The sequence below is a fragment of the Martinezella hainanensis genome, assembly GCF_900094555.1.
Classification (GTDB): Bacteria; Pseudomonadota; Alphaproteobacteria; order Rhizobiales; family Rhizobiaceae; genus Rhizobium; species Rhizobium hainanense.
Window position 1 is genome coordinate 1 of the sequence record NZ_FMAC01000016.1, and the last position, 21,462, is coordinate 21,462.

Annotated in this window: 26 protein-coding genes; 15 read left to right on the forward strand and 11 right to left on the reverse strand. The window is 61.1% G+C overall.

Annotated features, from left to right (window positions below; all coding sequences use genetic code 11):
* Nucleotides 1-90: 90 nt before the first annotated feature.
* On the reverse strand, nt 91-555 hold the full coding sequence (locus tag GA0061100_RS30475) for an Lrp/AsnC family transcriptional regulator (RefSeq protein WP_075856605.1): 465 nt from the start codon (nt 553-555) through the stop codon (nt 91-93).
* A 108-nt stretch (nt 556-663) separates the two neighbouring features.
* Here GA0061100_RS30475 and GA0061100_RS30480 point away from each other — a divergent pair, with 108 nt between their 5' ends.
* On the forward strand, nt 664-1,578 hold the full coding sequence (locus GA0061100_RS30480) for a DMT family transporter (RefSeq protein WP_075856606.1): 915 nt from the start codon (nt 664-666) through the stop codon (nt 1,576-1,578).
* Nucleotides 1,575-1,877 carry an NIPSNAP family protein gene (locus GA0061100_RS30485; protein ID WP_075856607.1) on the forward strand — a complete coding sequence of 101 codons (303 nt, stop codon included), beginning with the start codon at nt 1,575-1,577 and terminating at the stop codon, nt 1,875-1,877. The genes GA0061100_RS30480 and GA0061100_RS30485 overlap by 4 nt, the downstream gene beginning before the upstream one ends.
* Before the next feature lie 3 nt (nt 1,878-1,880).
* Here the strand turns inward: GA0061100_RS30485 and GA0061100_RS30490 are convergent, their stop codons facing one another.
* Genes GA0061100_RS30490 through GA0061100_RS30500 form a run of 3 tightly spaced genes read right to left on the reverse strand, consistent with a single transcriptional unit; the run spans nt 1,881 to nt 3,721 of the window.
* Nucleotides 1,881-2,507 carry a hypothetical protein gene (locus GA0061100_RS30490; protein WP_075856608.1) on the reverse strand — a complete coding sequence of 209 codons (627 nt, stop codon included), beginning with the start codon at nt 2,505-2,507 and terminating at the stop codon, nt 1,881-1,883.
* Entirely contained in the window at nt 2,507-3,139 is a 633-nt protein-coding gene (locus GA0061100_RS30495) for a LysE family translocator (RefSeq protein WP_075856609.1), read from the reverse strand. Before GA0061100_RS30495 ends, GA0061100_RS30490 begins: the two co-directional genes overlap by 1 nt.
* A 24-nt stretch (nt 3,140-3,163) precedes the next feature.
* Nucleotides 3,164-3,721: a cysteine hydrolase family protein gene (locus GA0061100_RS30500; protein ID WP_075856700.1), complete on the reverse strand. Its 558-nt coding sequence runs from the start codon at nt 3,719-3,721 to the stop codon at nt 3,164-3,166.
* Nucleotides 3,722-3,850: 129 nt separating this feature from the next.
* On the opposite strand from GA0061100_RS30500, the gene GA0061100_RS30505 reads away from it, so the two are divergent.
* Both GA0061100_RS30505 and cysK read left to right on the forward strand, forming a co-directional pair.
* Entirely contained in the window at nt 3,851-4,468 is a 618-nt protein-coding gene (locus tag GA0061100_RS30505; RefSeq protein WP_075856610.1) for a LysE family translocator, read from the forward strand.
* Between the two features lie 136 nt (nt 4,469-4,604).
* Nucleotides 4,605-5,573 (forward strand): cysteine synthase A, encoded by a 969-nt coding sequence (gene cysK / locus GA0061100_RS30510; RefSeq protein ID WP_075856611.1) that lies wholly within the window; start codon nt 4,605-4,607, stop codon nt 5,571-5,573.
* 97 nt (nt 5,574-5,670) lie between these two features.
* Here the strand turns inward: cysK and GA0061100_RS30515 are convergent, their stop codons facing one another.
* From GA0061100_RS30515 to rsmI, 6 genes are all read right to left on the reverse strand, one after another.
* Nucleotides 5,671-7,203, reverse strand: coding sequence for a YifB family Mg chelatase-like AAA ATPase (locus GA0061100_RS30515; protein ID WP_075856612.1), 1,533 nt, complete (start codon nt 7,201-7,203; stop codon nt 5,671-5,673).
* Between the two features lie 195 nt (nt 7,204-7,398).
* Entirely contained in the window at nt 7,399-8,346 is a 948-nt protein-coding gene (gshB, locus tag GA0061100_RS30520; protein ID WP_075856613.1) for a glutathione synthase, read from the reverse strand.
* A gap of 123 nt (nt 8,347-8,469) precedes the next feature.
* Entirely contained in the window at nt 8,470-8,973 is a 504-nt protein-coding gene (locus GA0061100_RS30525) for a cupin domain-containing protein (protein ID WP_075856614.1), read from the reverse strand.
* 97 nt (nt 8,974-9,070) lie between these two features.
* Complete coding sequence (locus GA0061100_RS30530; protein ID WP_075856615.1) at nt 9,071-10,066, reverse strand: endonuclease/exonuclease/phosphatase family protein; 996 nt, start codon at nt 10,064-10,066, stop codon at nt 9,071-9,073.
* 102 nt (nt 10,067-10,168) lie between these two features.
* A complete protein-coding gene (locus tag GA0061100_RS30535) occupies nt 10,169-10,549 on the reverse strand; it encodes a YraN family protein (RefSeq protein WP_075856616.1) in 381 nt (126 codons plus the stop codon).
* A complete protein-coding gene (gene rsmI, locus GA0061100_RS30540) occupies nt 10,542-11,450 on the reverse strand; it encodes a 16S rRNA (cytidine(1402)-2'-O)-methyltransferase (protein WP_075856617.1) in 909 nt (302 codons plus the stop codon). The genes GA0061100_RS30535 and rsmI overlap by 8 nt, the downstream gene beginning before the upstream one ends.
* 252 nt (nt 11,451-11,702) lie before the next feature.
* Between rsmI and dnaN the strand changes: the two genes are divergently transcribed.
* From dnaN to GA0061100_RS34965, 7 genes are all read left to right on the forward strand, one after another.
* Complete coding sequence (gene dnaN / locus GA0061100_RS30545) at nt 11,703-12,821, forward strand: DNA polymerase III subunit beta (RefSeq protein WP_075856618.1); 1,119 nt, start codon at nt 11,703-11,705, stop codon at nt 12,819-12,821.
* 161 nt (nt 12,822-12,982) lie between these two features.
* Nucleotides 12,983-13,576, forward strand: coding sequence for a phospholipid N-methyltransferase PmtA (gene pmtA / locus GA0061100_RS30550; protein WP_075856619.1), 594 nt, complete (start codon nt 12,983-12,985; stop codon nt 13,574-13,576).
* Nucleotides 13,577-13,595: 19 nt separating this feature from the next.
* The gene (locus GA0061100_RS30555; protein WP_075856620.1) at nt 13,596-14,183 is read left to right on the forward strand and encodes a histidine phosphatase family protein; all 588 of its coding nucleotides are present in this window, start codon (nt 13,596-13,598) and stop codon (nt 14,181-14,183) included.
* A gap of 1 nt (nt 14,184) precedes the next feature.
* Complete coding sequence (pyrF, locus tag GA0061100_RS30560; RefSeq protein ID WP_075856621.1) at nt 14,185-14,877, forward strand: orotidine-5'-phosphate decarboxylase; 693 nt, start codon at nt 14,185-14,187, stop codon at nt 14,875-14,877.
* Between the two features lie 27 nt (nt 14,878-14,904).
* Nucleotides 14,905-15,192: a DUF1330 domain-containing protein gene (locus tag GA0061100_RS30565; protein WP_075856622.1), complete on the forward strand. Its 288-nt coding sequence runs from the start codon at nt 14,905-14,907 to the stop codon at nt 15,190-15,192.
* A gap of 113 nt (nt 15,193-15,305) precedes the next feature.
* Entirely contained in the window at nt 15,306-16,286 is a 981-nt protein-coding gene (locus GA0061100_RS30570) for a complex I NDUFA9 subunit family protein (RefSeq protein ID WP_075856623.1), read from the forward strand.
* Between the two features lie 288 nt (nt 16,287-16,574).
* Nucleotides 16,575-16,739 carry a hypothetical protein gene (locus GA0061100_RS34965; RefSeq protein ID WP_167459855.1) on the forward strand — a complete coding sequence of 55 codons (165 nt, stop codon included), beginning with the start codon at nt 16,575-16,577 and terminating at the stop codon, nt 16,737-16,739.
* Nucleotides 16,740-16,808: 69 nt separating this feature from the next.
* Here the strand turns inward: GA0061100_RS34965 and GA0061100_RS30575 are convergent, their stop codons facing one another.
* Nucleotides 16,809-17,606 (reverse strand): undecaprenyl-diphosphate phosphatase, encoded by a 798-nt coding sequence (locus GA0061100_RS30575; RefSeq protein WP_075856624.1) that lies wholly within the window; start codon nt 17,604-17,606, stop codon nt 16,809-16,811.
* 151 nt (nt 17,607-17,757) lie between these two features.
* Here GA0061100_RS30575 and GA0061100_RS30580 point away from each other — a divergent pair, with 151 nt between their 5' ends.
* The 4 genes from GA0061100_RS30580 (at nt 17,758) to GA0061100_RS30595 (ending at nt 21,257) form a co-directional block, all read left to right on the forward strand.
* The gene (locus GA0061100_RS30580; RefSeq protein WP_015338534.1) at nt 17,758-18,450 is read left to right on the forward strand and encodes a glutathione S-transferase family protein; all 693 of its coding nucleotides are present in this window, start codon (nt 17,758-17,760) and stop codon (nt 18,448-18,450) included.
* A 12-nt stretch (nt 18,451-18,462) separates the two neighbouring features.
* Complete coding sequence (queG, locus tag GA0061100_RS30585; RefSeq protein ID WP_075856625.1) at nt 18,463-19,620, forward strand: tRNA epoxyqueuosine(34) reductase QueG; 1,158 nt, start codon at nt 18,463-18,465, stop codon at nt 19,618-19,620.
* Nucleotides 19,620-20,492, forward strand: coding sequence for an SDR family oxidoreductase (locus GA0061100_RS30590; protein WP_075856626.1), 873 nt, complete (start codon nt 19,620-19,622; stop codon nt 20,490-20,492). The genes queG and GA0061100_RS30590 overlap by 1 nt, the downstream gene beginning before the upstream one ends.
* 396 nt (nt 20,493-20,888) lie before the next feature.
* Complete coding sequence (locus GA0061100_RS30595; protein WP_075856627.1) at nt 20,889-21,257, forward strand: septal ring lytic transglycosylase RlpA family protein; 369 nt, start codon at nt 20,889-20,891, stop codon at nt 21,255-21,257.
* Nucleotides 21,258-21,462 lie beyond the last annotated feature (205 nt).

A 21,462-nucleotide genomic window follows, 5' to 3' on the forward strand; every position in this document is an offset into this window, starting at 1 on the left:
GAACTCTCCTGCCATGATCAAAAACTCCCATTATCATGGAAGTGAATCACAGGAATTACTTTCAATCAATAGCTTGATTGGGTTTGGACCCTAGTGCGAAAGCGGCGGCAGCCGGCGCTTGACCGGCGTCGCCTTGATCATCGACGTGTTCGTCTCGGCCCGTTCGGTGATCTTGTCGAGAATGCCGTCGAGCTCACCCATAGAGCGCACCACCAGCCTCCCGATGAAACAATCGTCGCCGGTAACCTTGTCGCATTCGATGAACTCAGGCGTCTCTTGAATGATCCGCTCGACGACATGCAGCTGGCCGGGCAGAGGCCGGATGCGAACGATCGCCTGCAGCGGATAGCCGATCGCCTCCGGCGCGATATCGACGGTGAAGGCTGAAATGATGCCCCGCTCCTCCAGCCGCCGCAGCCGTTCCGCCGCGCTTGGCGACGACAGGCCGGCTGCTTCCGCAAGCTCTTTCAAGGATATCCGAGCATTGCGCGCCAGCGCCTCGAGCATCCGCTGGTCGGTATCATCGAGATTCAAGGCCGCATTAGGAACACCCATGTCAAAACCTCGTTTAATTAGGTAAATGCGCAAGATTGCCTCATTAAACTTATATCACCTGCCCCTGACCCGCAATATGATTGGTTCCGATAGATGGGAGCCAAGGTGATGAACGAGATAAAACGCGGCACAGTGGAAATGACGGCAGCGATGCTGATTTCAGGCACGATCGGCTGGTTCGTGCTGATGTCCGGACAGGCCGTGACCGGGGTCGTCTTCTGGCGCTGCTTCTTCGGCGCACTGACGCTGCTCGTCATCTGCGCGGCCATGGGCCTGCTGCGTCCCGGCATTCTGAATCTCAAGACCTTTTCCATCGCCGTTGGAGGCGGGATAGCCATTGTCCTCAACTGGCTGCTGCTCTTCGCCGCCTATTCCCACGCTTCCATTTCCATCGCCACGACGGTCTACAACACGCAGCCCTTCATGCTGCTCGGGCTTGGCGCATTGTTCCTCGGCGAACGGATCACCTTCACCAAGCTCTTCTGGCTGGGCCTCGCCTTTGCCGGCATGGCTGTCATTGTCGAAGGCAAACCGACCGAAGCTGCCGGCTCGGGAAGCTATGCGATCGGCATCCTGCTGTCATTGGGCGCGGCATTCTTCTATGCGCTGGCGGCGATCGCTGCCAAATGGCTGAAGGGCACGCCACCGCATCTGATCGCGCTGATCCAGGTCTCGACGGGTATCCTGATGCTGGTGCCCTTCACCAATTTCTCGGCCACACCCCAGGATATCGGCGGATGGTCGATCCTCGTCACCATGGGCGTCGTCCATACCGGATTGATGTATGTGCTGCTTTACGGCGCCATCCAGAAGCTGCCAACGCACCTGACCGGGGCGCTCTCCTTCGTCTATCCGATCGCCGCCATCGTGGTCGATCGCTTCGCCTTCGGCCATGTCCTTGGTGCCACACAAATCATCGGCGCGATCATCATTCTCGGGGCTGCGGCCGGCATGAACCTGGGCTGGACGATCCCCCTGCCCCGGAATAGAAACGATCATCTTTCCAAGGGGACCGCCGAATGATCACCTGCTACCTGCGCTACGTCATCGACCCCTACAAGCTTGCCCAGTTCGAGCATTACGCCAAGCTCTGGATCCCGCTGGTCAACAAAATGGGCGGCACGCATCACGGCTATTTCATGCCGCATGAGGGCGCCAACAACATCGCATTGGCGCTCTTCAGCTTCCCGAGCCTTACCGCCTATGAGGAATATCGGCTGAAAATACCCGAAGATGCGGAATGCCAGGCCGCCCTTGCCTATGGCGAGGAAACGCGTTGCATCATCAGCTACGAGCGCAGCTTCATGCGCCCGGTGTTCTAAGAGTTATTTAGCCGGCTGCGGACAAGTCTGCGGCTGGCCATCGAGGCCTTCCGCCATCTTCTCGAAGGTCGCTGCCGATGCGGCCTTGTTCCCGCCGATACGCAGCACATAGAGGCTGTCGAAATCTTTGCCATGCCATTTCGGCACGGCCTTCTCGTCACCGCCATTGTCGCTCATCAGCTGGCGGGCGAGATCGACGATCTGCTTGTGCTCCCACGCAACGAAAATCAGCTTGCCGGCATAGGCCGGTTTCTTCAGCTCGGATTTCAGATCGTCGATATCCTCATAGCCGAAGCTGGTATCAACAGGCATGCCAAGGGCGATTGCCGTGGGTTCGATGGTCGCGAGCGGCCGGATATAATCGTAGGAAGTGCCGGAATCCTTCTTTCGCTTCGATGGATCAGGCGCGAAGATCGCCGCCGGCTTGCCGAAGAGTTTTGTCAGCACCGGTGGCAAAGCGAGCGCCCGGTTAAGCCCCTGGCAACTCAATTGGCCAAGACCGGCCTCGGGCTTTTCGCCATGACGCATGAAGACGATCGTCTGCGTGTCCGTCTCCACCGCAGAAGCGGCGCTCCAGAGCGATGCTAATGCCAAAAGACTGGCAGCGAGCGGCAGCGAAATGCTCCGCATCAACGCTGCGCTTCGAACGCCATGCGCACGGCGAGCCCGGCCAGCACCGTGCCCATCAGCCAGCGCTGCACCAGCGCGAAGGACGGGCGGCGGGTGAGGAACATCGCGATCCAGCCAGCGCTCAGCGCGAAGATGGCATTGAATGTCACGCTGATGACGATCTGCGCAAAGCCGAGAACGAGCGACTGGGTGAAGACGCTGCCGGCGGCGGGGTCGATGAACTGCGGCAGCAGCGACAAGTAAAGGATCGCAACCTTCGGGTTCAAGAGGCTGGTCACCAGCCCCATGGTGAAGAGCCGGCGCGTGCTATCCTTCGGTAGTTCGCGCACCTGAAAGGCGGAACGGCCGCCCGGCTTCAGCGCATTCCAGGCGAGCCAGGCAAGATAGGCGGCACCCGCGAGCCGCAGCGCATCATAGGCGAAGGGAACGGCAAAGACGAAAGCCGTGATGCCGAGCGCGGCCGAGAACATGTAGAAGAGGAAGCCGCAGGCGACGCCGCCGAGCGAGATCAGGCCCGCCGCCGGCCCCTGCGAGATCGAACGCGACACCAGGTAGATCATATTCGGCCCGGGTGTCAGCACCATGCCGAGAGCGATCAGGGCAAAGGCGATCATACTGGTCAAATGCGGCATAGAGCCTCCGGCGGGGAAAGGGCTTCAGAAGGAAATTTCGGTAGATGCGACCAGCTTGATTTCATGCGGCCCGGCATCGAAACCGTCAAGCAGCATATTGTGATGGGTGACAATGTCTTCGAAGCTCAGCCGGCCCATATCCGCCGTGGTGTGTCCGTCTGATATCAGCGTCACATCGAAGCCCAGCGAAACGGCACGCCGCACGGTCGTATCGACGCAGAACTGCGTCATGCAGCCGCCGACGATGAGATGAGTGACGCCACGGCCATTGAGCCTAGCCTCCAGATCCGTCTCGAAAAAGGAATCGCAGCTTGTCTTATGCACGACGACATCGCCGGCTTCGGGCGCGATTTCCCGGCGCAGCTGCCAGCCCTCGCTGCGCTTGACCAGCCGATGGCCCGGCGCGCCGTCATGCTGGACGATGAAGGCCGGAATGCCGGCGGCACGGGCGCTGTGCTTCAGCGCCGCAAGCTTGGCGATAACAGTCTCGAGCGCGGCATCGATGGCCGGCTGACGATCCGGCGAGCCGAGGCCTGTCAGGATGGAGTTCTGAAGATCGATGAGGAGCAATGCGGAAGACATGATATCCTTGGGCAAAGCAGTTTCGACGCGTCGCTAACGCCTTGGTAATATGTTCGCAGCATCGGCGCAATCGCTTGAAAACGTAGAAGTGGTGCGATAGAGCCAATACCATTCCAGGAGGAAAGCTTCATGACGCTTGCGGCCCTGTTTGCCTATTGCGGCGCGCTCTTCATCGCCGCCGCCATCCCCGGCCCGGGCATTACGGCGATCGTGGCGCGTGCGCTCGGCTCCGGCTTTCGCGAGACCTTCTTCATGGGCCTCGGGCTCGTGCTCGGCGACACCATCTACCTGACGGCTGTGATCCTTGGCCTCGCCTTCGTGGCGCAGACCTTCACCGAGGTCTTCATCGTCATCAAGATCGCCGGTGCGCTCTATCTCGGCTATATCGCCTGGAAGCTGTGGACGGCGGGCCTGCTTGCGGCCGATATAGCGGCGAAGAAATCCAACAACGCCGGCATGTCCTTTCTCTCGGGCCTGCTCGTCACGCTCGGCAATCCCAAGACCATGCTTTTCTACGTCGCACTGGTGCCGACGCTGATCGATATCGGCAGCATCGGCCTGCGCGAATACGCGACCCTGGTGGCGGCGACTTTCGTCATTCTTCTGATCGTTCTCGTGCCTTATATGCTGCTGGCGTCGCGGGCGCGCACCTTTCTCAAGAAGCCGAGGGCGCTGCAAATCCTGAACCGGGTCGCCGCCAGCATTCTCGCCGCCACCGCCGCCTTCATCGCAGCGCGCGCCGCCTGAAAAAAACATCCTAAAAGAAGGCCTTTGGGAGATTCTTTTCTCACGTGCCTCGCGCGGGGAACGTGTGCACACTCTGGTTTCTGCGGGCGTTTGATCCTATTGTCATTGCATAATTCCAAACTAGGGAGAGCTACCCATGTCCGACACCCGCAAACCCGGCCGCGGCCGCGTCTATGCATCGATCACCGAGACCATCGGCGATACGCCGATCGTCCGCCTCGACAAGCTGGCGAAGGAGAAGGGCGTCAAGGCCAACCTCTTGGCAAAGCTCGAATTCTTCAATCCGATCGCCTCCGTCAAGGACCGTATCGGCGTCGCGATGATCGAGAGCTTGGAAGCCCAGGGCAAGATCGCTCCCGGCCGGACCGTGCTGATCGAGCCGACCTCGGGCAACACCGGCATCGCGCTCGCCTTTGCCGCCGCCGCCAAGGGCTATCGGCTGATCCTCACCATGCCGGAGACCATGTCGATCGAGCGTCGCAAGATGCTGGCGCTGCTCGGTGCCGAGCTGGTGCTGACCGAGGGACCGAAGGGCATGAAGGGCGCGATCGCCAAGGCCGAAGAACTGGCCTCGACCCTGCCGGATGCCATCATCCCGCAGCAGTTCGAGAATCCGGCCAATCCGGAAATCCACCGCAAGACGACGGCCGAGGAAATCTGGAACGATACCGACGGCAAGGTCGACATCTTCGTTTCCGGCATCGGCACGGGCGGCACGATCACCGGTGTCGGCCAGGTGCTGAAGGCCCGCAAGCCCGACATCAAGGTCATCGCCGTCGAGCCGACGGATTCGCCGGTTCTTTCGGGCGGCAATCCCGGCCCGCACAAGATCCAGGGCATCGGCGCCGGCTTCGCGCCGAAGATCCTCGACACGCATGTCTATGATGAGGTGGTCACCGTCAGCAATGACGAGGCCTTCCAGCAGGCTCGCCTCGTCGCCAAGCTCGAAGGCGTGCCGGTCGGCATTTCCTCCGGCGCGGCACTGACGGCGGCGATCAAGGTCGGCCAGCGCCCCGAAAACGAAGGCAAGACGATTGTTGTCATCATCCCCTCCTTCGCGGAGCGCTATCTTTCGACGGCGCTGTTCGAAGGACTTGGCGGCTGAGCTTACGGCCGCAATCGATTGAGAAAAGGGGTGCTGCGGCGCCCCTTTTTATTTGGACAGGCTGGAGACGGCACCGCGCCGCCTCAGCCTCGGATTCTCAGGCATGCGCGGCCAGCCGCTCGCCGGCAATGCGATAGGAGATGGCTTCGGCGAGGTGGATGCGCCCGACCGTTGGCTTGTCGTCGAGGTCGGCAAGCGTTCGCGCCACCTTCAGGATGCGATGATAGCCGCGGGCGGAGAATTTCATCTTCTCGGCGGCGTCGCGCAGCAATTGCAGGCCGGCGGCATCCGGCTCGGCGATGGTTTCGATCATCGCCGTCGAGCAGCGGGCATTAGTGCTGACATCCTTCATGCCGGCCCGCTCGAAACGCTCCCGCTGCCGTTCACGGGCGCGGGCGACGCGGAGTGCGACATCGGCACTGCTCTCTGAGGCTGTCGGCCGGATGAGGTCGGCGGCGGAGACTGCCGGCACATCGATGCGGATATCGATACGATCGAGCAACGGGCCGGAAATGCGGCCCTGATAGTCGCTGGCGCAACGCGGCCCGCGGGCGCAGGTGTGGCCCGGCTCGCCGGCCATGCCGCAGCGGCAAGGGTTCATTGCCGCGACAAGCTGGATGCCGGCCGGATAGGCGACGCGGTGGTTTGCTCTGGCGATAACGCATTCGCCGGTTTCCAGCGGCTGGCGCAGCGCATCGAGCGCCTGCGGCGAAAACTCCGGCAGCTCGTCGAGGAACAGAATGCCGTGATGCGCGAGCGACACCTCGCCGGGCCTCGCGCGCAGGCCGCCGCCGACGAGTGCCGCCATGGTGGCGGAATGATGCGGCGCGCGATAGGGCCGCCGATCCGAGAGCTTGCCGCCGGAAAGCTGGCCAGCGATCGAATGGATCATCGACACCTCCAGCAGCTCGTTCGTCGACAAGGGCGGCAGGATCGACGGCAGACGCGAGGCGAGCATCGACTTGCCGGAACCCGGCGGCCCGACGAAAAGCAGATTGTGGCCGCCGGCGGCCGCCACTTCCAGCGCGCGTTTGGCGCTTTCCTGCCCCTTGATGTCGCCAAGATCGGGCAGATTGGCGGCGCTGGTGCGGACTGACGGTTCCGGCCGTGACAGGACCTGCGTGCCGCGAAAATGATTGGCGAGTGCGATCAGGCTGCGCGGCGCCAGAATATCGATCTCCTTGCCGGCCCAGGCGGCTTCCGGCCCGCTTTCGGCCGGACAGATTAGCCCCTTGCCCATGGCGTTGGCGGCGATGGCCGCAGGCAGCGCGCCGGCAACGGGCGCGATCGTGCCATCGAGATTGAGTTCGCCGATGACGGTGTAAGAGGACAGAGCGTCGGCCGGGATCGCGCCGAGCGCCGCCATCAGGCCGAGGGCGATGGCGAGATCGAAGTGGCTGCCCTCCTTGGGCAGATCCGCCGGCGCAAGATTGACCGTGACCTTCTTCGGCGGCAAGGCGAGGCCGGAAGCGTGCAGTGCTGCCTGAACCCGCTCCCGGCTTTCCGCCACGGCCTTGTCAGGCAGGCCGACGATGTGCATCAGCACCTTGCCCGGCGCAATCATCACCTGCACTTCGACGGGTACGCCTTCAATCCCCTGAAACGCCACCGTGCTGACGCGCGCTACCATGCCCTATCCCCTATCGCCGAACCCGTTTGCCGTTACGTGCCCCGATCAGCAAACTTCGGGTTGCAATCTGGCATAAGACGAGGAATGAAACAAGAACAATGAACGAACAAAAGCTTCAGCCAGTCATATCGAAATCATCGACATGACTGGTTGAATATTGTTGTTCAGCCGGGAAAGCGTGGTGGCAACCGCCGATCAGGCCCGCTTGGCTTCGATCGCATCCCAGAGCAGGCTGGCAATATCGGCCCCGCCGAAGCGCTTGACTTCGCGGATGCCGGTCGGCGACGTCACGTTGATCTCTGTCATGTAGTCGCCGATGACGTCGATGCCGACGAGCAGGAAGCCGCGTTCCTTCAGGGCCGGTCCGATGCGGGCGCAGATTTCCTTCTCGCGCGCCGTCAGCTCTGTGGCTTCAGCGCGGCCACCGACATGCATGTTGGAGCGGGCGTCATGCTCGGCCGGGACACGATTGATCGCGCCGACGGCCTCGCCATCGACGAGGATGATGCGCTTGTCGCCCTTGCGCACGTCAGGCAGATATTGCTGAGCAATAAAGGGCTCGCGGAACAGCTGGCCGAACATTTCGAGCAGCGATGAAAGGTTGCGGTCGTCGCGCGTCGAATGAAAGACGCCGGCGCCACCATTGCCGTAGAGCGGCTTCAGGATGATATCGCCCATCTCATCGCGGAAACTGCGGATTTCAGCCGGATCGCGGGTGATCAGCGTCTTCGGCATGAGATCGGCGAATTCGGTGACGAAAATCTTTTCCGGCGAATTGCGCACCCAGGCCGGATCGTTGACGACGAGCGTCTTCGGGTGGATGCGCTCGAGCAGATGCGTCGAGGTAATGTAGGCCATATCGAAGGGCGGGTCCTGACGCAGCAGCACCACGTCCATGGTCGAGAGATCGACGCGCTCGGGCTCGCCGAGCTCGAAGTGATCGCCCTTCACATCACGCAGGATCATCGGCTCGACGGACGCATAGATCTTGCCGTCGCGCATGCTCAGCCGCTCGGGCGTATAGTGGAAGAGCTTGTAGCCGCGGTTCTGCGCCTCGAGGCTCATGGCGAAGGTCGAGTCGCCCGCAATGTTGATGCTCTTCACATGGTCCATCTGGACCGCAACATTCTTGATACCAGCCATAGTCAGCCCTCGCTCGATTTGCGGACAGATGTAGGTCGGCCCGCCTGCAAACGCAACGGTTATTCAAGGGCTTCCGTCAAGGATGTCTTCGTGCGGAATGTCTTTCGTGAGGGCCGGCCGCGCTCAGGCGGCAAGGCCCTGCGTGTTGCCCTGCCGGACGAGGTTGCGCAGACGATAGGCCATCGTCAAAGGCTTCGGGAACGGCTTGCGCAAAAAGGCGACCTTGCGCAGATAGCGGTCGATGCGCCATGTCGCCCAGGTGCCGCCGGCAAAATAGGCGACATCACCGGCATGCAGCGTGCGCTCGACACCGTCTTCCGTGGTGATGTGAACCTCACCCTCAAGGATCATCACGGTTTCGTCCCAGCCGAAATACCAGCGGAATTCGCCTGCAGTGCAGTCCCACAGCGCGGTCATCGCGGCATCGTCCTGCCCGCGCGAATGCTCGGCAATGCGAGCGACCGGATCGCCCGACAATATCCAGGAGCGTTCGATCGGCGACGGCTTCATCTCCATCTCGTCGCTGGCGCCTGCCACGAAGTTCTTCGACGGCGGCATCGCGACGACGACCGGGGCGGCACGCGCGGCAAAGGCCGCCATGCTCGCCAACATCAGTTTCAAGACCATGCAATCCCCCAAATTCCATGCGCGTCTACGATCTCATCGCATGGAAGGGGTAACGGCGCGGTTCATGAAACCAAGCGCATTTTAACGATTGCAACGATCAGGCAGAGAAACCTTCGATTGTGCAGACGATCATGTCGTGATCGGAGAGCGGCTTATCTTCTTCATTGAGGGAGGAAACAAGGTGACTTTCGCCGATCTTCAGGCCGCGGGTGATGAACCAGTCGAGCTTCATGGTGCGATCGGGAAACCGCGTGATCAGGCTCGGGCGCGTGCTTGTCTGGTCGAGCGGGCCACCGTGGCATTCGAAGCCGCGGCTCTTGGCCATGGCAAACAGCGTATCGGTCGCGTAATCGCCGCCGGTGTGATTGCCGGTGTTTAGATCGCCGCCGATCAGGATCGGCAGACCGGGCGCGAAGGCCTCGACCGCATCGATCAATGCCGCCAATTGCCGCTCGCGATAGGCGGCGGTGGCCACACTTTCGAGATGGACGGAAACCGCGACCATCGGACCAGCCTCCGTCTCGACGATGGCGCCGACGGCACAGCGATCGCCGATGCGCGGCTGCTCGTTGCTGTCGTTGAACCAGACGGCCTCGCCTGGCAGGCGGATCATGAAGGCATCCTTCAGAGCGACGGAGGCCATCAGCGCATTGCCGTGGAAGCCCTTTTCGTTGAAATCATCGCGGCAGTAAGAACGCTCGATTTCCGAACCAAGGCTGAGCTCAAGGAATTCGACGCCATAGGCATGGTTCATGCCGAGTTCGTCGGCGACGATGCCTGTCGGGTCGCGCTGCTCGGTGCGGGCCATGCCCAGATCCATTTCCGACAGCAGGACAAGCGGCGCCCCGGTTTCCCGCAGCTTGGCGGCACTTTCCTCTGGAAACAGGCAGCGTTCGAGGTTCCAGGCAGCGACCGTAAACGGGAAGGACAAGGCCTTCACCTCAGCATCCGGCCCGCCGACACGCACCGCATTCAGGCAGGCGAGCGACGAGAGCTTCGCGGCATGAACGCCCGGGGTCTTTTCGAGAGAGACGAAGCTCTTGCGCTCCTCTTGCGAAGGAACGGTGAAGGCAGAAACGGTGTTGCGGATCATGGTAGGGCCTGTCGAAACGAAATGAGGGGCGCCGGCAGAGAAATCTCAGGCGCTGGTCGCCCGGCAATAGGCTGATTTTGTGACGGTGCTGTAACGCCTCAGTCAAAACGCATCGGGAAAATGCTGCGGCCAGCGGCCGGGCAGCATGGCGACGATGTCGTAGCGTTGCGAGAGACGGGCGAAATCCGGCTGGCGGGCGAGCCAGAGATCGCTTGCGGCACGGATTCGCCTCTGCGAAGAGACGGAAACGGCATCGATCGCCTCCTGCGCGCCGCGCCGCGACTTGACCTCGACGAAGACGGCGAGATCGCCCTTACGGGCGACGATATCGATTTCGCCGAGCTTGGTGCGGTGGCGGATCGCCACAATCCGATAGCCCTTGAGCATAAGAAAGGCGGCGGCGAGATATTCGGCGACATGGCCGCGCCGCCAGGCCTTTTGCCGCTTGAGCGTCTGGCCCGTCTCAAGCCTCGGATCAGGCATGGCGCTCCTTCATATCGAGCAGGCGCTGGTAAAGCTCCTTGCGCGGCAGGCCGGTGAGGCGCGCCGCTTCGGTCGCGGCCTTCGCTGTTGGCATCGTCCCTGAGAGATCGGCCAAAATGGCGTCGATATCGGCTTCAGCAGTTACGCTTTCTGCCGGCGGCCCGACGAGCCAGACGATCTCGCCCTTCACATTATCAACCGCGTCATAGAATGCGGCGAGTTCGGACAGCGTGCCGCGGCGGAACTCCTCGAAGGTCTTCGTCAGCTCGCGGCAGACGGCGCCGGCGCGCTCACCACCCAAGACATCGGCAGCGGCGGCAAGGGTGGCTGCGATGCGATGCGGCGATTCAAAGAAGATGAGGGTGGCGGGGACGCTTGCAAGTTCGGCCAGCCGATCGCGCCTGCCCTTGTCCTTGGCGGGCAGGAAGCCGGCAAAGAAGAAGGCGTCGTTCGGCAGGCCGGAGCCGACGAGGGCTGCGAGCGGCGCCGAAGCACCGGGAATGGGAACGACCTTGTAGCCCGCGTCAATCGCCTGCACCGCAAGCCGGTAGCCGGGATCGGAGACGAGCGGCGTGCCGGCATCGGAGACCAGCGCCACCGAGCGGCCGGCTTCCAACGCCTGCAGCAGTCGCGGGCCTGCCTCATCGGCATTGTGCTCGTGATAGGCATAGGGCTTGTTCTGGATGCCGTAGCGATCAAGCAGCACGCGGGTGACGCGGGTGTCCTCGCAGGCGAGCACGTCGGCGCCGGCGAGCGTTTCCAGCGCCCGCAGCGTGATATCGCCAAGATTGCCGATAGGGGTCGCGACGAGATAGAGCGCCGGTTCGAGGGGACGGGCTGGAATCTGGGTATTGTGCAGGCGGAAACTGCGTGTTCCGCCGCTCGATTGATCTTCGTTCATGCCGGTCCTGAATTCGCTTGGGATAAGCAGCCTTTATGGGCGAGGCGTGCGCCGACGGCAAGAGCGGTGCAATTCCTGTGGAGCATTGTTGACGAAATGTCGAATTGGCGCTTGGCAATTGAGCCATGCCTCTTGCATTCGGATGGAGAAGTCTGCCAAGTTGCCTGTCCAATCTTTCGGGCCTCGTCCGAAAACATGTCGCTCGGGCGCCTCGGGCCGCCCGGCAAGTCACGGTCGAAAGCGGTAGCATCCATGCGTATTACAATTGAGCGGTCGAACCTCCTGAAGTCGCTGAACCACGTGCATCGCGTGGTCGAGCGTCGCAACACGATCCCGATCCTGTCCAACGTGCTGCTGAAAGCCGATGGCACGAACCTCGACATGAAGGCGACCGACCTCGACCTCGAAATCACCGAGGCGACGCCCGCCAATGTCGAGCAGGCTGGCGCCACCACCGTACCGGCACACCTGCTCTACGACATCGTGCGCAAACTGTCCGATGGATCGGAAGTGCTGCTGGCCACCAACACCGACGGCAGCTCGATGACGGTCACGTCCGGGCGTTCGAAATTCTCGCTGCAGTGCCTGCCGGAATCCGATTTCCCGGATCTCACCGCCGGCAGCTTCAGCCACTCCTTCAAGCTGAAGGCAGCCGATCTGAAGATGCTGATCGACCGCACGCAGTTTGCGATCTCCACCGAGGAGACGCGTTACTACCTCAACGGCATCTTCTTCCACACGATCGAAAGCGGCGGCGACCTGAAGCTCAGGGCTGTCGCCACGGACGGCCATCGCCTGGCCCGCGCTGATGTCAGCGCTCCTTCGGGCTCCGAGGGCATGCCTGGCATCATCATCCCGCGCAAGACGGTTGGCGAACTGCAGAAGCTCGTGGATGCACCGGATACGATGGTCACCGTCGAAGTCTCCGACGCCAAGATCCGCCTGACGATCGGCTCCATCGTCATGACGTCGAAGCTGATCGACGGCACCTTCCCGGACTATCAGCGCGTCATCCCGGCGAACAACGACAAGGAAATGCGGGTCGATTGCCAGACCTTCGCCCAGGCCGTCGACCGCGTCTCGACGATCTCGTCCGAACGCGGCCGCGCCGTGAAGCTCGCTCTGTCCGACGGCCAGCTGCTGCTGACGGTCAACAACCCGGATTCGGGCAGCGCGACCGAAGAAGTCGCCGTCGGCTATGAGATGGACCCGATGGAAATCGGCTTCAACGCCAAGTACCTTCTCGATATCACCGCACAGCTTTCGGGCGATTCTGCCGTGTTCCTGCTGGCCGACGCCGGCTCGCCGACGCTCATCCGCGACACGGCCGGCGACGACGCGCTCTACGTGCTGATGCCGATGCGCGTGTAGCGAAACAAAAGCGCCCTTCATGCGTTTATTCAAACGCAGGGGCGCTTTTATTTGGTCCTTTGTCGATTGCGACATTTTCCCTCGTTATTGCGGCATCCTATTGCAAGAACGCCGAGAAAGAATATGTAAGTCGCAACCATAACATCTGGTGGGGGGAGAGCATGGCGCTGCGTCTCAAGGAACGGCTGGGCAAGAAGTTCGACGAAGAGATTCGTTTCTTCAAGGGCATGATGCAGGGACCAAAGACGGTCGGCTCGATCGTCCCCACCTCGTCGATCACGGCCCGCAAGATGGCTGGTGTCATCAACCCGCAATCCGGCCTGCCCGTGCTGGAGCTCGGGCCGGGAACCGGGGCGATCACCAAGGCGATCCTGGCGCGCGGCGTCGAGCCGCAGAACCTCGTCGCCATCGAATACTCGACCGATTTCTACAATCATCTCGTGCGCCGTTACCCAGGCGTCAACTTTATCAACGGCGATGCCTTCGATCTCGATACGACACTCGGCGTGCTGCGTGGCCAGACCTTCGATTCCGTCGTATCGGGTATCCCGCTTCTCAATTTTCCCATGAAGGCGCGCGTCGCGCTTCTGGAAAGCCTGCTGGACCGCATGCCACCCGGTCGCCCGGTGGTGCAGATTTCCTACGGGGCTGTCTCGCCGATCATCGCCAAGCCGGATCGCTATCACATCCGCCACTACGACTTTATCGTCCGCAACATTCCGCCGGCCCAGCTCTGGGTCTATAGCCGCGGCTGAGACAATCGCTGGGAAATCCATGTACGCTCTTTATATTACGCACCCGCAGGTGCGCATCGATCCGGATGTGCCGGTGCCGCAATGGGGCTTGTCCGAAATAGGCGCCGAGCGGGCGCGACTGGCCGCGAGCCGACCCTGGGCCGGCAAGCTTGGCCTCATTGTCTCCAGTGGCGAGCGCAAGGCGATCGAAACAGCAGAGGCTTTGGCGACGGCAAGCCGCGCACCGATCGAAGTCATCGAAGCCACGCATGAAAACGACCGCAGCGCCACGGGCTTCCTCGCGCCGCCGGAGTTCGAAAAGGCGGCGGACTGGTTCTTCGCCCATCCGCATGAAAGCTTCAAAGGCTGGGAACGCGCCATCGATGCGCAGGCAAGAATCGTCTCCAACGTCGAGGCCGTTCTTGCGCGGCACGATCCGAACGAGCCGATCGCCTTCGTCGGTCATGGCGGTGTCGGCACCCTGCTGAAATGCCATCTGGAGGGAAAGCCGATCGCGCGGCAGGGCGATCAACCTCCCGGCGGTGGCAATCTTTTCTGTTTCGACCTTGCGAAGCGCGCCGTCTCATGCGACTGGACACCCATGGAAGACTGGATGGGATGGGCTTGATATGACCGCACGCGACCGCTTGATCGTTGGACTGGATGTTCCAAACCTTCAGGAGGCCGAGAAAGTGGTCGGCGCCCTCGGCGACGATATTCTCTATTACAAGATCGGCTATCAGCTCGCCTTTGCCGGCGGCCTGGAATTCGCCCGCGATCTTGCCGCCAGCGGCAAGAAGATCTTTCTCGACATGAAGCTGCTCGACATCGACAACACGGTGGCCTCCGGTGTGGAGAACATCGTCAAGATGGGCATGTCGATGCTGACGCTGCACGCCTATCCGAAGGCGATGAAGGCGGCCGTCGAGGCGGCCAAGGGGTCCGATCTCTGCCTGCTCGGCGTCACGGTGCTGACCTCGATGGACGAAGAGGATCTCATCTCCGCCGGCTATGAATACGATCCGCATACGCTGGTACTGCGCCGGGCTGAACAGGCGCATCTCGCCGGCATGGGCGGCATCGTCTGCTCGGCGGAGGAAGCCGCCGCGGTTCGCAAGATCATCGGACCGGATATGGCGCTGGTAACCCCCGGTATCCGACCGGCAGGCAGCGACAAGGGCGACCAGAAGCGCGTGATGACACCGGCCGCCGCTATTCAAGCCGGCTCCAGCCATCTCGTCGTCGCACGACCGATCGTCAAGGCGGCCGACCCGAGGCAAGCCGCCCGCGCCATCCTCGCCGAGATCGAAGCAGCAATCTAAACGACCAGAACAAGCAGGGAGGAAAACATGCCAAAGGGATATTGGATCGCGCGCGTGGATGTCCGCGACCCCGAGCGTTACAAGGATTACGTTGCCGCCGCCAAGCCTGCCTTCGAGAAATACGGCGCGAATTTCCTTGCCCGTGGCGGAGCGTTTACCCCGCTTGAGGGACAGGCGCGCGGCCGCAATGTCGTCATCGAATTTCCGTCGCTGCAGCATGCCGTCGATTGCTACAACTCGCCGGAATACCAGATCGCGGCCAAAATCCGCCAGCAGGTCGCAGACGCTGAAATGGTCGTCGTCGAAGGGGTTTAAACCCTTTGAAAAGCCGACGCTGCAATGCAGCGCGATAGCACTTCACCTCGGCGCCCGGATCGGCTAAGACGAAACCCAGATAAGCCCAATCCAAGCCTTTCGAGGAGCCTGCCATGACCCTGTCCAACCTCCCGCCGCTCGTCACCGTGTTCGGAGGATCAGGTTTCATCGGGCGGCACGTCGTGCGTGCGCTTGCAAAGCGCGGCTATCGCATCCGTGTCGCCGTTCGTCGTCCCGATCTTGCCGGTTTCCTGCAGCCGCTCGGCAATCTCGGCCAGATTTCGATCGTCCAGGCCAATGTGCGCTATCGCAACTCCGTCGACCGCGCCGTCGAAGGCGCACAGCATGTCGTCAACTGCGTTGGCATTTTGGCGCCGAGCGGCCGCAACACCTTTGAAGCCGTGCAGGAATTCGGCAGCAAGGCCATCGCGGAAGCCGCCCGCGGTGTCGGCGCCTCGCTGACGCATATTTCCGCGCTTGGCGCCGACGCCAATTCGGCTTCGGCCTATGCCCGCACCAAGGCTCGCGCCGAAGCCGCGATCCTGTCGATCAGGCCGGATGCCATCATCCTGCGTCCCTCGATCGTCTTCGGTCCGGAGGATGAGTTCTTCAACAAGTTTGCCGACATGTCGCGCACAGCGCCGTTCCTGCCGCTGATCGGCGGCGGCAAGACGAAGTTCCAGCCCGTCTACGTCGAGGATATCGCCGAGGCTGTTGCCCGCAGCGTCGACGGCAAGCTGAAGGCCGGAACGACCTATGAGCTCGGCGGCCCGGAAGTGCTGTCCTTCCGCGAATGTCTCGAGACGACGCTGTCCGTCATCAACCGGAAGAAGTCGCTCGTCTCCATTCCCTTCGGCCTCGCCTCTCTGATCGGCTCGGTCGCCTCGCTGGTGCCACTCATCAAGCCGCCGATCACCGCTGATCAGGTAACGCTTTTGAAAAGCGACAACGTCGTTTCCAAGCAGGCGGAAGCAGAAGGACGCACCTTGAAGGGCATCGGCCTGTTGCCGACGTTGCTCGTCTCCGTGCTGCCGTCCTATCTGGTGCGTTACCGCCCGCAAGGCCAGTTCACGGGCTCTGGCAAAGCTGCCTAACGATTCGGCTGTTCTGCGAAATTGATGCGCCGCCCGGCTTTGCCGAGCGGCGTTTTTTATTGCCCCACGAAGACAGAATCGTACTTTAAGGCGCTGGCAGAGCCTCACCATTCACAGCTTGGCGTTGCTCAAAAGACGCAGTGTGGAAATAGTAGCATTAACGTCAAATTTAATATGAACATTTATTGCTATTGCTCATCTCACTGACTAACACAGCCGCGCGTCCCAGGCTTGGACAATGAACCGGTCCGTGGCGCGCTTCACACTTCTGCGGAAAGGCATTTTTCGATGGGCAAGTCTATCGCGCTTTTGTTTGCGTGCGCGGCACTGGTGATTCTCGCAGGCTCCTTCGTGGCCCGCGGCAGCATCGCTTCGATCAAGGGCGAATGTGCGCCGACCTACGGCGTCGACCCCTGCACGACGGGTTCCATCGACACGTCCTCCCCGAACTGATCGGGTATGAAAAAGGCCGGTTTTCACCGGCCTTCGCTTTTTCCAGGATTGCAGCACGGACGCTCGGCATCAGCCGAAATAAAGACCGATGAGGCCAATCGTGCCGACGGCAATGCGCCACCATGCGAAGGGGGCGTAACCACGACGCGACACGAAGTCGAGCAGCGCGCGCACGACAAGCAGCGCCGAGATGAAAGCCATGACGAAGCCGATGACGATCAGCTGACCATCGGCGAAGCTCAGATCATGGCGACTCTTCCACAAATCCAGCGTGAAGGCGCCGACCATCGTCGGCATGGCCAGGAAGAAGGAAAATTCGGCGGCCGAGCGCTTGTCGGCACCGAGCAGCAGAGCACCGACGATGGTGGAACCGGAGCGTGACGTTCCCGGGATCATGGCCAGGCACTGGAAGAAGCCGATCTTGACCGCCATCGGCCAGGAGAATTCATAGGCGCTGGTGTATTTCGGCTTGAATTCGATCCTGTCGATGACGAGCAGGACGATACCGCCGAGGATCAGCGAGATACAGATGACCTTCGGCGAATCGAACAACACGGTCTTGATGAAATCATGCGCGAGCGCGCCGATGACGGCAGCCGGCAGAAAGCCGAACAGGACGGCGAGTACGAAGTGGCGAGCCTTGACGCTGACGGGCAGCGCCTTGGCGATCTGGACGAGGCGATTGAAATAGACAAGCAGAATGGCGAGAATCGCGCCGAGCTGGATCAAAACTTCAAAAGTACCGGCCGATTTGAAGCCGAGAAAGTGTCCAAGCAATATCAGATGGCCTGTCGAGGAGACCGGAATGAACTCCGTAAGCCCCTCCACAAGGCCCAAAACCAACGCGATAATAATTTGTTCAGCCATATCGTGTCCTTTGTCTAACGGCAGGGCGGCCCGATTCGCTTGTGCAAACTAGGCCAAGATCCTATAGCTTCAACCGATGACAAATGACTAGGGCCGCAGAATCGCGACCCAAAAAGACTCCATAGCATCAATCAGAAACACCCGAGTACCAATGCCGACGCTGTATCATCACCCAATGTCATCTTCCTCCCGGTTCGTTCGTCTGATCCTGACGGAATATGGCTATCAGACGGAGCTGATCGAGGAACAGACCTGGGAAAAGCGACGGGACTTCCTGGCGCTGAACCCGGCCGGCACCTTGCCTGTCTATGTCGATGACAGCATGCGGGCGCTTTGTGGCGCCTCGGTCATTTCCGAATATCTCGACGAGACGCATGGCGTGCTGAAGCGCGACCGGCGGCTTCTCGCCGAAGATCCGTTCCAGCGTGCCGAAATCCGCCGGCTGACGGAATGGTTCATGCAGAAGATGGAGCAGGACGTAACGCGGCCGCTCACGCGCGAGCGCGTCTTCAAGCTGCAGATGACCGCCGAACAAGGCGGCGGCGCCCCCGATTCCAAGGTCATGCGCATGGCGCGTGGGAATATCCGCCAGCACATGAAGTATCTCTCCTGGCTGGCAGGCTCGCGGCAGTGGCTGGCTGGCGAACGGCTGAGCTATGCCGATCTCGCCGCCGCGGCCTCGGTTTCCGTGCTAGACTATCTCGGCGAGATCGACTGGACGGAATCGCCTGTTGCCAAGGAATGGTACCAGCGGCTGAAGTCGCGCCCCTCCTTCCGGCCGATCCTGGCGGAGCGTGTGCGTGGCGTCACCCCGGTTTCGCATTATGCCGATCTGGATTTCTGACGAGGGCTCGATATGCCCGATGATCGCGAAGCGGAAAAAACTGACAAGCGCCGGAAAGCATTGACCGCCTTCCTACGGGAAGAAGCGCTTGCACAGGGTTTCGATCTCTGTCGCATCACAAGGCCGGATGCCATTCCCGAAGCCGCTGTCAGGCTCGGGGAATTTCTCGATAAAGGCCGTCACGGCACCATGGGCTGGATGGCGGAGACGCGCGACCGGCGGGGCGATCCGCGCGTGCTCTGGGGCGAAACCCGTTCCATCGCCGTCTTCGGCCTCAATTACGGCCCTGACGAGGATCCGCGCGGCATTCTGGAGAAGAAGGACAAGGCGGCGATCTCGGTTTATGCCAGAAACCGCGATTATCACGATATCATCAAGGGGCGGCTGAAAGAGATCGCCACGCGCTTTGCGGCGCGTTCAAAAGAGGATGTCAAGGTCTTCGTTGATACGGCGCCGGTCATGGAGAAGCCGCTCGCCGGCGCAGCCGGCCTCGGATGGCAGGGCAAGCACACCAATCTCGTCAGCCGCGACTTCGGTTCCTGGCTCTTTCTCGGCTCAATGTTCACCACGGCCGATCTCGAGCCGGATGAGCCGGAGATAGACCATTGCGGCTCCTGCCGGGCCTGTCTTGACGTCTGCCCGACCGCTGCCTTTCCGGCTCCCTATCAGCTCGATGCGCGCCGTTGCATTTCCTATCTCACCATCGAGCACAAGGGACCGATCGATCCAGAACTGCGGCCGCTGATCGGCAATCGTATCTATGGCTGTGACGACTGCCTTGCCGCCTGTCCCTGGAACAAGTTCGCCAGCGCCGCCTCGGAAATGAAGCTGGTCGCGCGGGACGATCTCAAGGGGCCGTCGATCGCCTTCCTGCTTGATCTGGACGATGCGGCCTTCCGTGCCTTCTTCAGCGGCTCGCCGGTCAAGCGGATCGGCCGCGACCGGTTCATCCGCAACGTGCTGATCGCCGCCGGCAATTCCGGGCAACGTTCTCTTATAGGGAGATGCTGCGAATTGACCGGAGACCCCTCGCCCGTTGTGCGCGGCATGGCGATCTGGACGCTGTCACGGCTGATGACGGCTGGCGAATTCAATGCATTTGCGGCACAAAGAGGCGACGAAGCGGACGAAGAGGTTCGCACCGAATGGGCATTGGCGGGAGTATTATGATGCATGTGATGATTTTCGGCTGCGGTTATTCCGGAACCGCCATCGCCAAGGCCTTCGCAGGCGCCGGCATTCGCATCACCGGTACGACCCGCTCTGCCGATAAGGCCGAGCAGCTGACGAAGGAAGGCATCGAAGCCTTCGTCTTCGACGGCGAGACGCTCGATCCGGCGCTTGCCGAAGCGATGCAAACCGCAACGCATCTCGTGCAATCGATCGCGCCCGGCAAATCGGGCGATCCGCTGCTGCGGCTGGCGCATCTCAATCTCAAGGCGCTGATGCCGAAGCTGGAATGGATCTGCTATCTCTCGACCGTCGGCGTCTATGGCGACCACAAGGGCGCCTGGGTCAGCGAGCAGACCTCGCTGCATCCCATCGCCGATCGCTCCGTCGAACGGGTGGAGGCGGAAGACGGCTGGCTGCGGGTCGGCATCAGACTCAGTCTGCCCGTCGCCGTGCTCCGGCTTTCCGGCATTTACGGCCCCGGCCGCAATGCCTTCTGCAATCTGGAAAAGGGAACGGCGCGGCGACTCATCAAGGCGAACCAGGTGTTCAATCGTATCCGCGTCGAGGATATCGGCGGCTCCGCCCGCTTTCTGTCCGATCGCAAGCTCGGCGGCATATATAATGTCACCGACGACGAACCCGCGCCGCCACAGGATGTCGTTGCCGAGGCTGCCCGTCTGATGGGTGTCGAACCACCGCCGGAACAGCCTTTCGAAACGGCAGAGCTGACGCCGATGGCGCGCTCCTTCTATGGCGAGAACAAGCGCGTTTCGAACGCGAAATTGCGGGCGCTCGGCTTCCACTTTCGCTACCCAGAGTATCGTATGTCGCTCGCCGAACTCTGGTCCTCGCAACATTGGCGCGGCTGAAAAACCGCTCGGCATATCAACCGGAATCGCACGAAAATTCCTACTTAGCCGGCTGGCTTAGTTCAATTTACTCCGTATTTAAGGTTAACGACCTCTAAAAATGCACAAATGCGGCAGCGATTATGGCAAAGTCGGAAAATTATTTTTTCGATTTTCGTGATCCCTGGCATCGGCGCGCACTCGCGAGAAAATTCATTCCATTTTTAACTGATTTTATTAGGTTTTTCCACAATCAAGCAAATTCGCCGAATAGCCATAGTATTCCCTCAATATCACAAATGTTACATCCTGTAACACTCCGTGATTGATGATGGCACTTTTTCGCCATTTTTGGCCTGATTTAAGCCCCGCCGCCTACCCAGGGCGCAAGTTCAATAGCTTGAGGGAAAAATCGGTTTGAAGAAACTCGCACGTTCTTTGGCAATCGCCGCAACTATATCCGCCTCCTTTGCTGTCGTTTCGACACCGGCATTTGCATCCGCTGGCTGCGGAGGCGCTTCATGGTACGGGGGAAGCTCCAAGACTGCTTCCGGGGAACGTATGAGTTCCAAAAATCTTACTGCAGCCCATCGCTCGCTTGCCTTTGGCACGCGCCTTAGGGTCACCAACAAGCACAATGGCCGCAGCGTCGTCGTTCGCATCAACGACCGTGGGCCTTTCATTCGCGGCCGCGTTCTCGATCTCTCCCGCGCTGCTGCTCAGAACATCGGCATGGTCGCTTCGGGTACCGCCAAAGTCTGTTACGAGGTCGTTGCCTCGAAGTAATCGCCGAAGCCGGAACGACCCGGCAAATCGGCATGACGCTTGCTCTCCCGGCCAATCGCGGCTACCACGCGATTGAGATGTCTCAAAATCCGCCGCCATGGGCATTGCTCGCGCGGATTGGCGAGCCGTCAGCGGTTTTGGTAGGGCGCAGATTCCCAGGATGAGCTCCAATGAGTTCCGGGTCATGCGCAAGCAGGAGAGTGTG

What these genes read in the sequence shown, in the direction of transcription:
- GA0061100_RS30565 (WP_075856622.1), top strand. Translation starts at nt 14,905, where the DNA reads ATGCCAAAGGGATATTGGATCGCGCGCGTGGATGTCCGCGACCCCGAG.
- GA0061100_RS30475 (WP_075856605.1), bottom strand. Translation starts at nt 555, where the DNA reads ATGGGTGTTCCTAATGCGGCCTTGAATCTCGATGATACCGACCAGCGG.
- GA0061100_RS30490 (WP_075856608.1), bottom strand. Translation starts at nt 2,507, where the DNA reads ATGCGGAGCATTTCGCTGCCGCTCGCTGCCAGTCTTTTGGCATTAGCA.
- GA0061100_RS30500 (WP_075856700.1), bottom strand. Translation starts at nt 3,721, where the DNA reads ATGTCTTCCGCATTGCTCCTCATCGATCTTCAGAACTCCATCCTGACA.
- pmtA (WP_075856619.1), top strand. Translation starts at nt 12,983, where the DNA reads ATGGCGCTGCGTCTCAAGGAACGGCTGGGCAAGAAGTTCGACGAAGAG.
- cysK (WP_075856611.1), top strand. Translation starts at nt 4,605, where the DNA reads ATGTCCGACACCCGCAAACCCGGCCGCGGCCGCGTCTATGCATCGATC.
- GA0061100_RS30570 (WP_075856623.1), top strand. Translation starts at nt 15,306, where the DNA reads ATGACCCTGTCCAACCTCCCGCCGCTCGTCACCGTGTTCGGAGGATCA.
- queG (WP_075856625.1), top strand. Translation starts at nt 18,463, where the DNA reads ATGCCCGATGATCGCGAAGCGGAAAAAACTGACAAGCGCCGGAAAGCA.
- GA0061100_RS30530 (WP_075856615.1), bottom strand. Translation starts at nt 10,066, where the DNA reads ATGATCCGCAACACCGTTTCTGCCTTCACCGTTCCTTCGCAAGAGGAG.
- dnaN (WP_075856618.1), top strand. Translation starts at nt 11,703, where the DNA reads ATGCGTATTACAATTGAGCGGTCGAACCTCCTGAAGTCGCTGAACCAC.
- GA0061100_RS30480 (WP_075856606.1), top strand. Translation starts at nt 664, where the DNA reads ATGAACGAGATAAAACGCGGCACAGTGGAAATGACGGCAGCGATGCTG.
- rsmI (WP_075856617.1), bottom strand. Translation starts at nt 11,450, where the DNA reads ATGAACGAAGATCAATCGAGCGGCGGAACACGCAGTTTCCGCCTGCAC.
- pyrF (WP_075856621.1), top strand. Translation starts at nt 14,185, where the DNA reads ATGACCGCACGCGACCGCTTGATCGTTGGACTGGATGTTCCAAACCTT.
- GA0061100_RS30485 (WP_075856607.1), top strand. Translation starts at nt 1,575, where the DNA reads ATGATCACCTGCTACCTGCGCTACGTCATCGACCCCTACAAGCTTGCC.
- GA0061100_RS30495 (WP_075856609.1), bottom strand. Translation starts at nt 3,139, where the DNA reads ATGCCGCATTTGACCAGTATGATCGCCTTTGCCCTGATCGCTCTCGGC.
- GA0061100_RS30535 (WP_075856616.1), bottom strand. Translation starts at nt 10,549, where the DNA reads ATGCCTGATCCGAGGCTTGAGACGGGCCAGACGCTCAAGCGGCAAAAG.
- GA0061100_RS30515 (WP_075856612.1), bottom strand. Translation starts at nt 7,203, where the DNA reads ATGGTAGCGCGCGTCAGCACGGTGGCGTTTCAGGGGATTGAAGGCGTA.
- gshB (WP_075856613.1), bottom strand. Translation starts at nt 8,346, where the DNA reads ATGGCTGGTATCAAGAATGTTGCGGTCCAGATGGACCATGTGAAGAGC.
- GA0061100_RS30580 (WP_015338534.1), top strand. Translation starts at nt 17,758, where the DNA reads ATGCCGACGCTGTATCATCACCCAATGTCATCTTCCTCCCGGTTCGTT.
- GA0061100_RS30590 (WP_075856626.1), top strand. Translation starts at nt 19,620, where the DNA reads ATGCATGTGATGATTTTCGGCTGCGGTTATTCCGGAACCGCCATCGCC.
- GA0061100_RS30555 (WP_075856620.1), top strand. Translation starts at nt 13,596, where the DNA reads ATGTACGCTCTTTATATTACGCACCCGCAGGTGCGCATCGATCCGGAT.
- GA0061100_RS30575 (WP_075856624.1), bottom strand. Translation starts at nt 17,606, where the DNA reads ATGGCTGAACAAATTATTATCGCGTTGGTTTTGGGCCTTGTGGAGGGG.
- GA0061100_RS34965 (WP_167459855.1), top strand. Translation starts at nt 16,575, where the DNA reads ATGGGCAAGTCTATCGCGCTTTTGTTTGCGTGCGCGGCACTGGTGATT.
- GA0061100_RS30505 (WP_075856610.1), top strand. Translation starts at nt 3,851, where the DNA reads ATGACGCTTGCGGCCCTGTTTGCCTATTGCGGCGCGCTCTTCATCGCC.
- GA0061100_RS30525 (WP_075856614.1), bottom strand. Translation starts at nt 8,973, where the DNA reads ATGGTCTTGAAACTGATGTTGGCGAGCATGGCGGCCTTTGCCGCGCGT.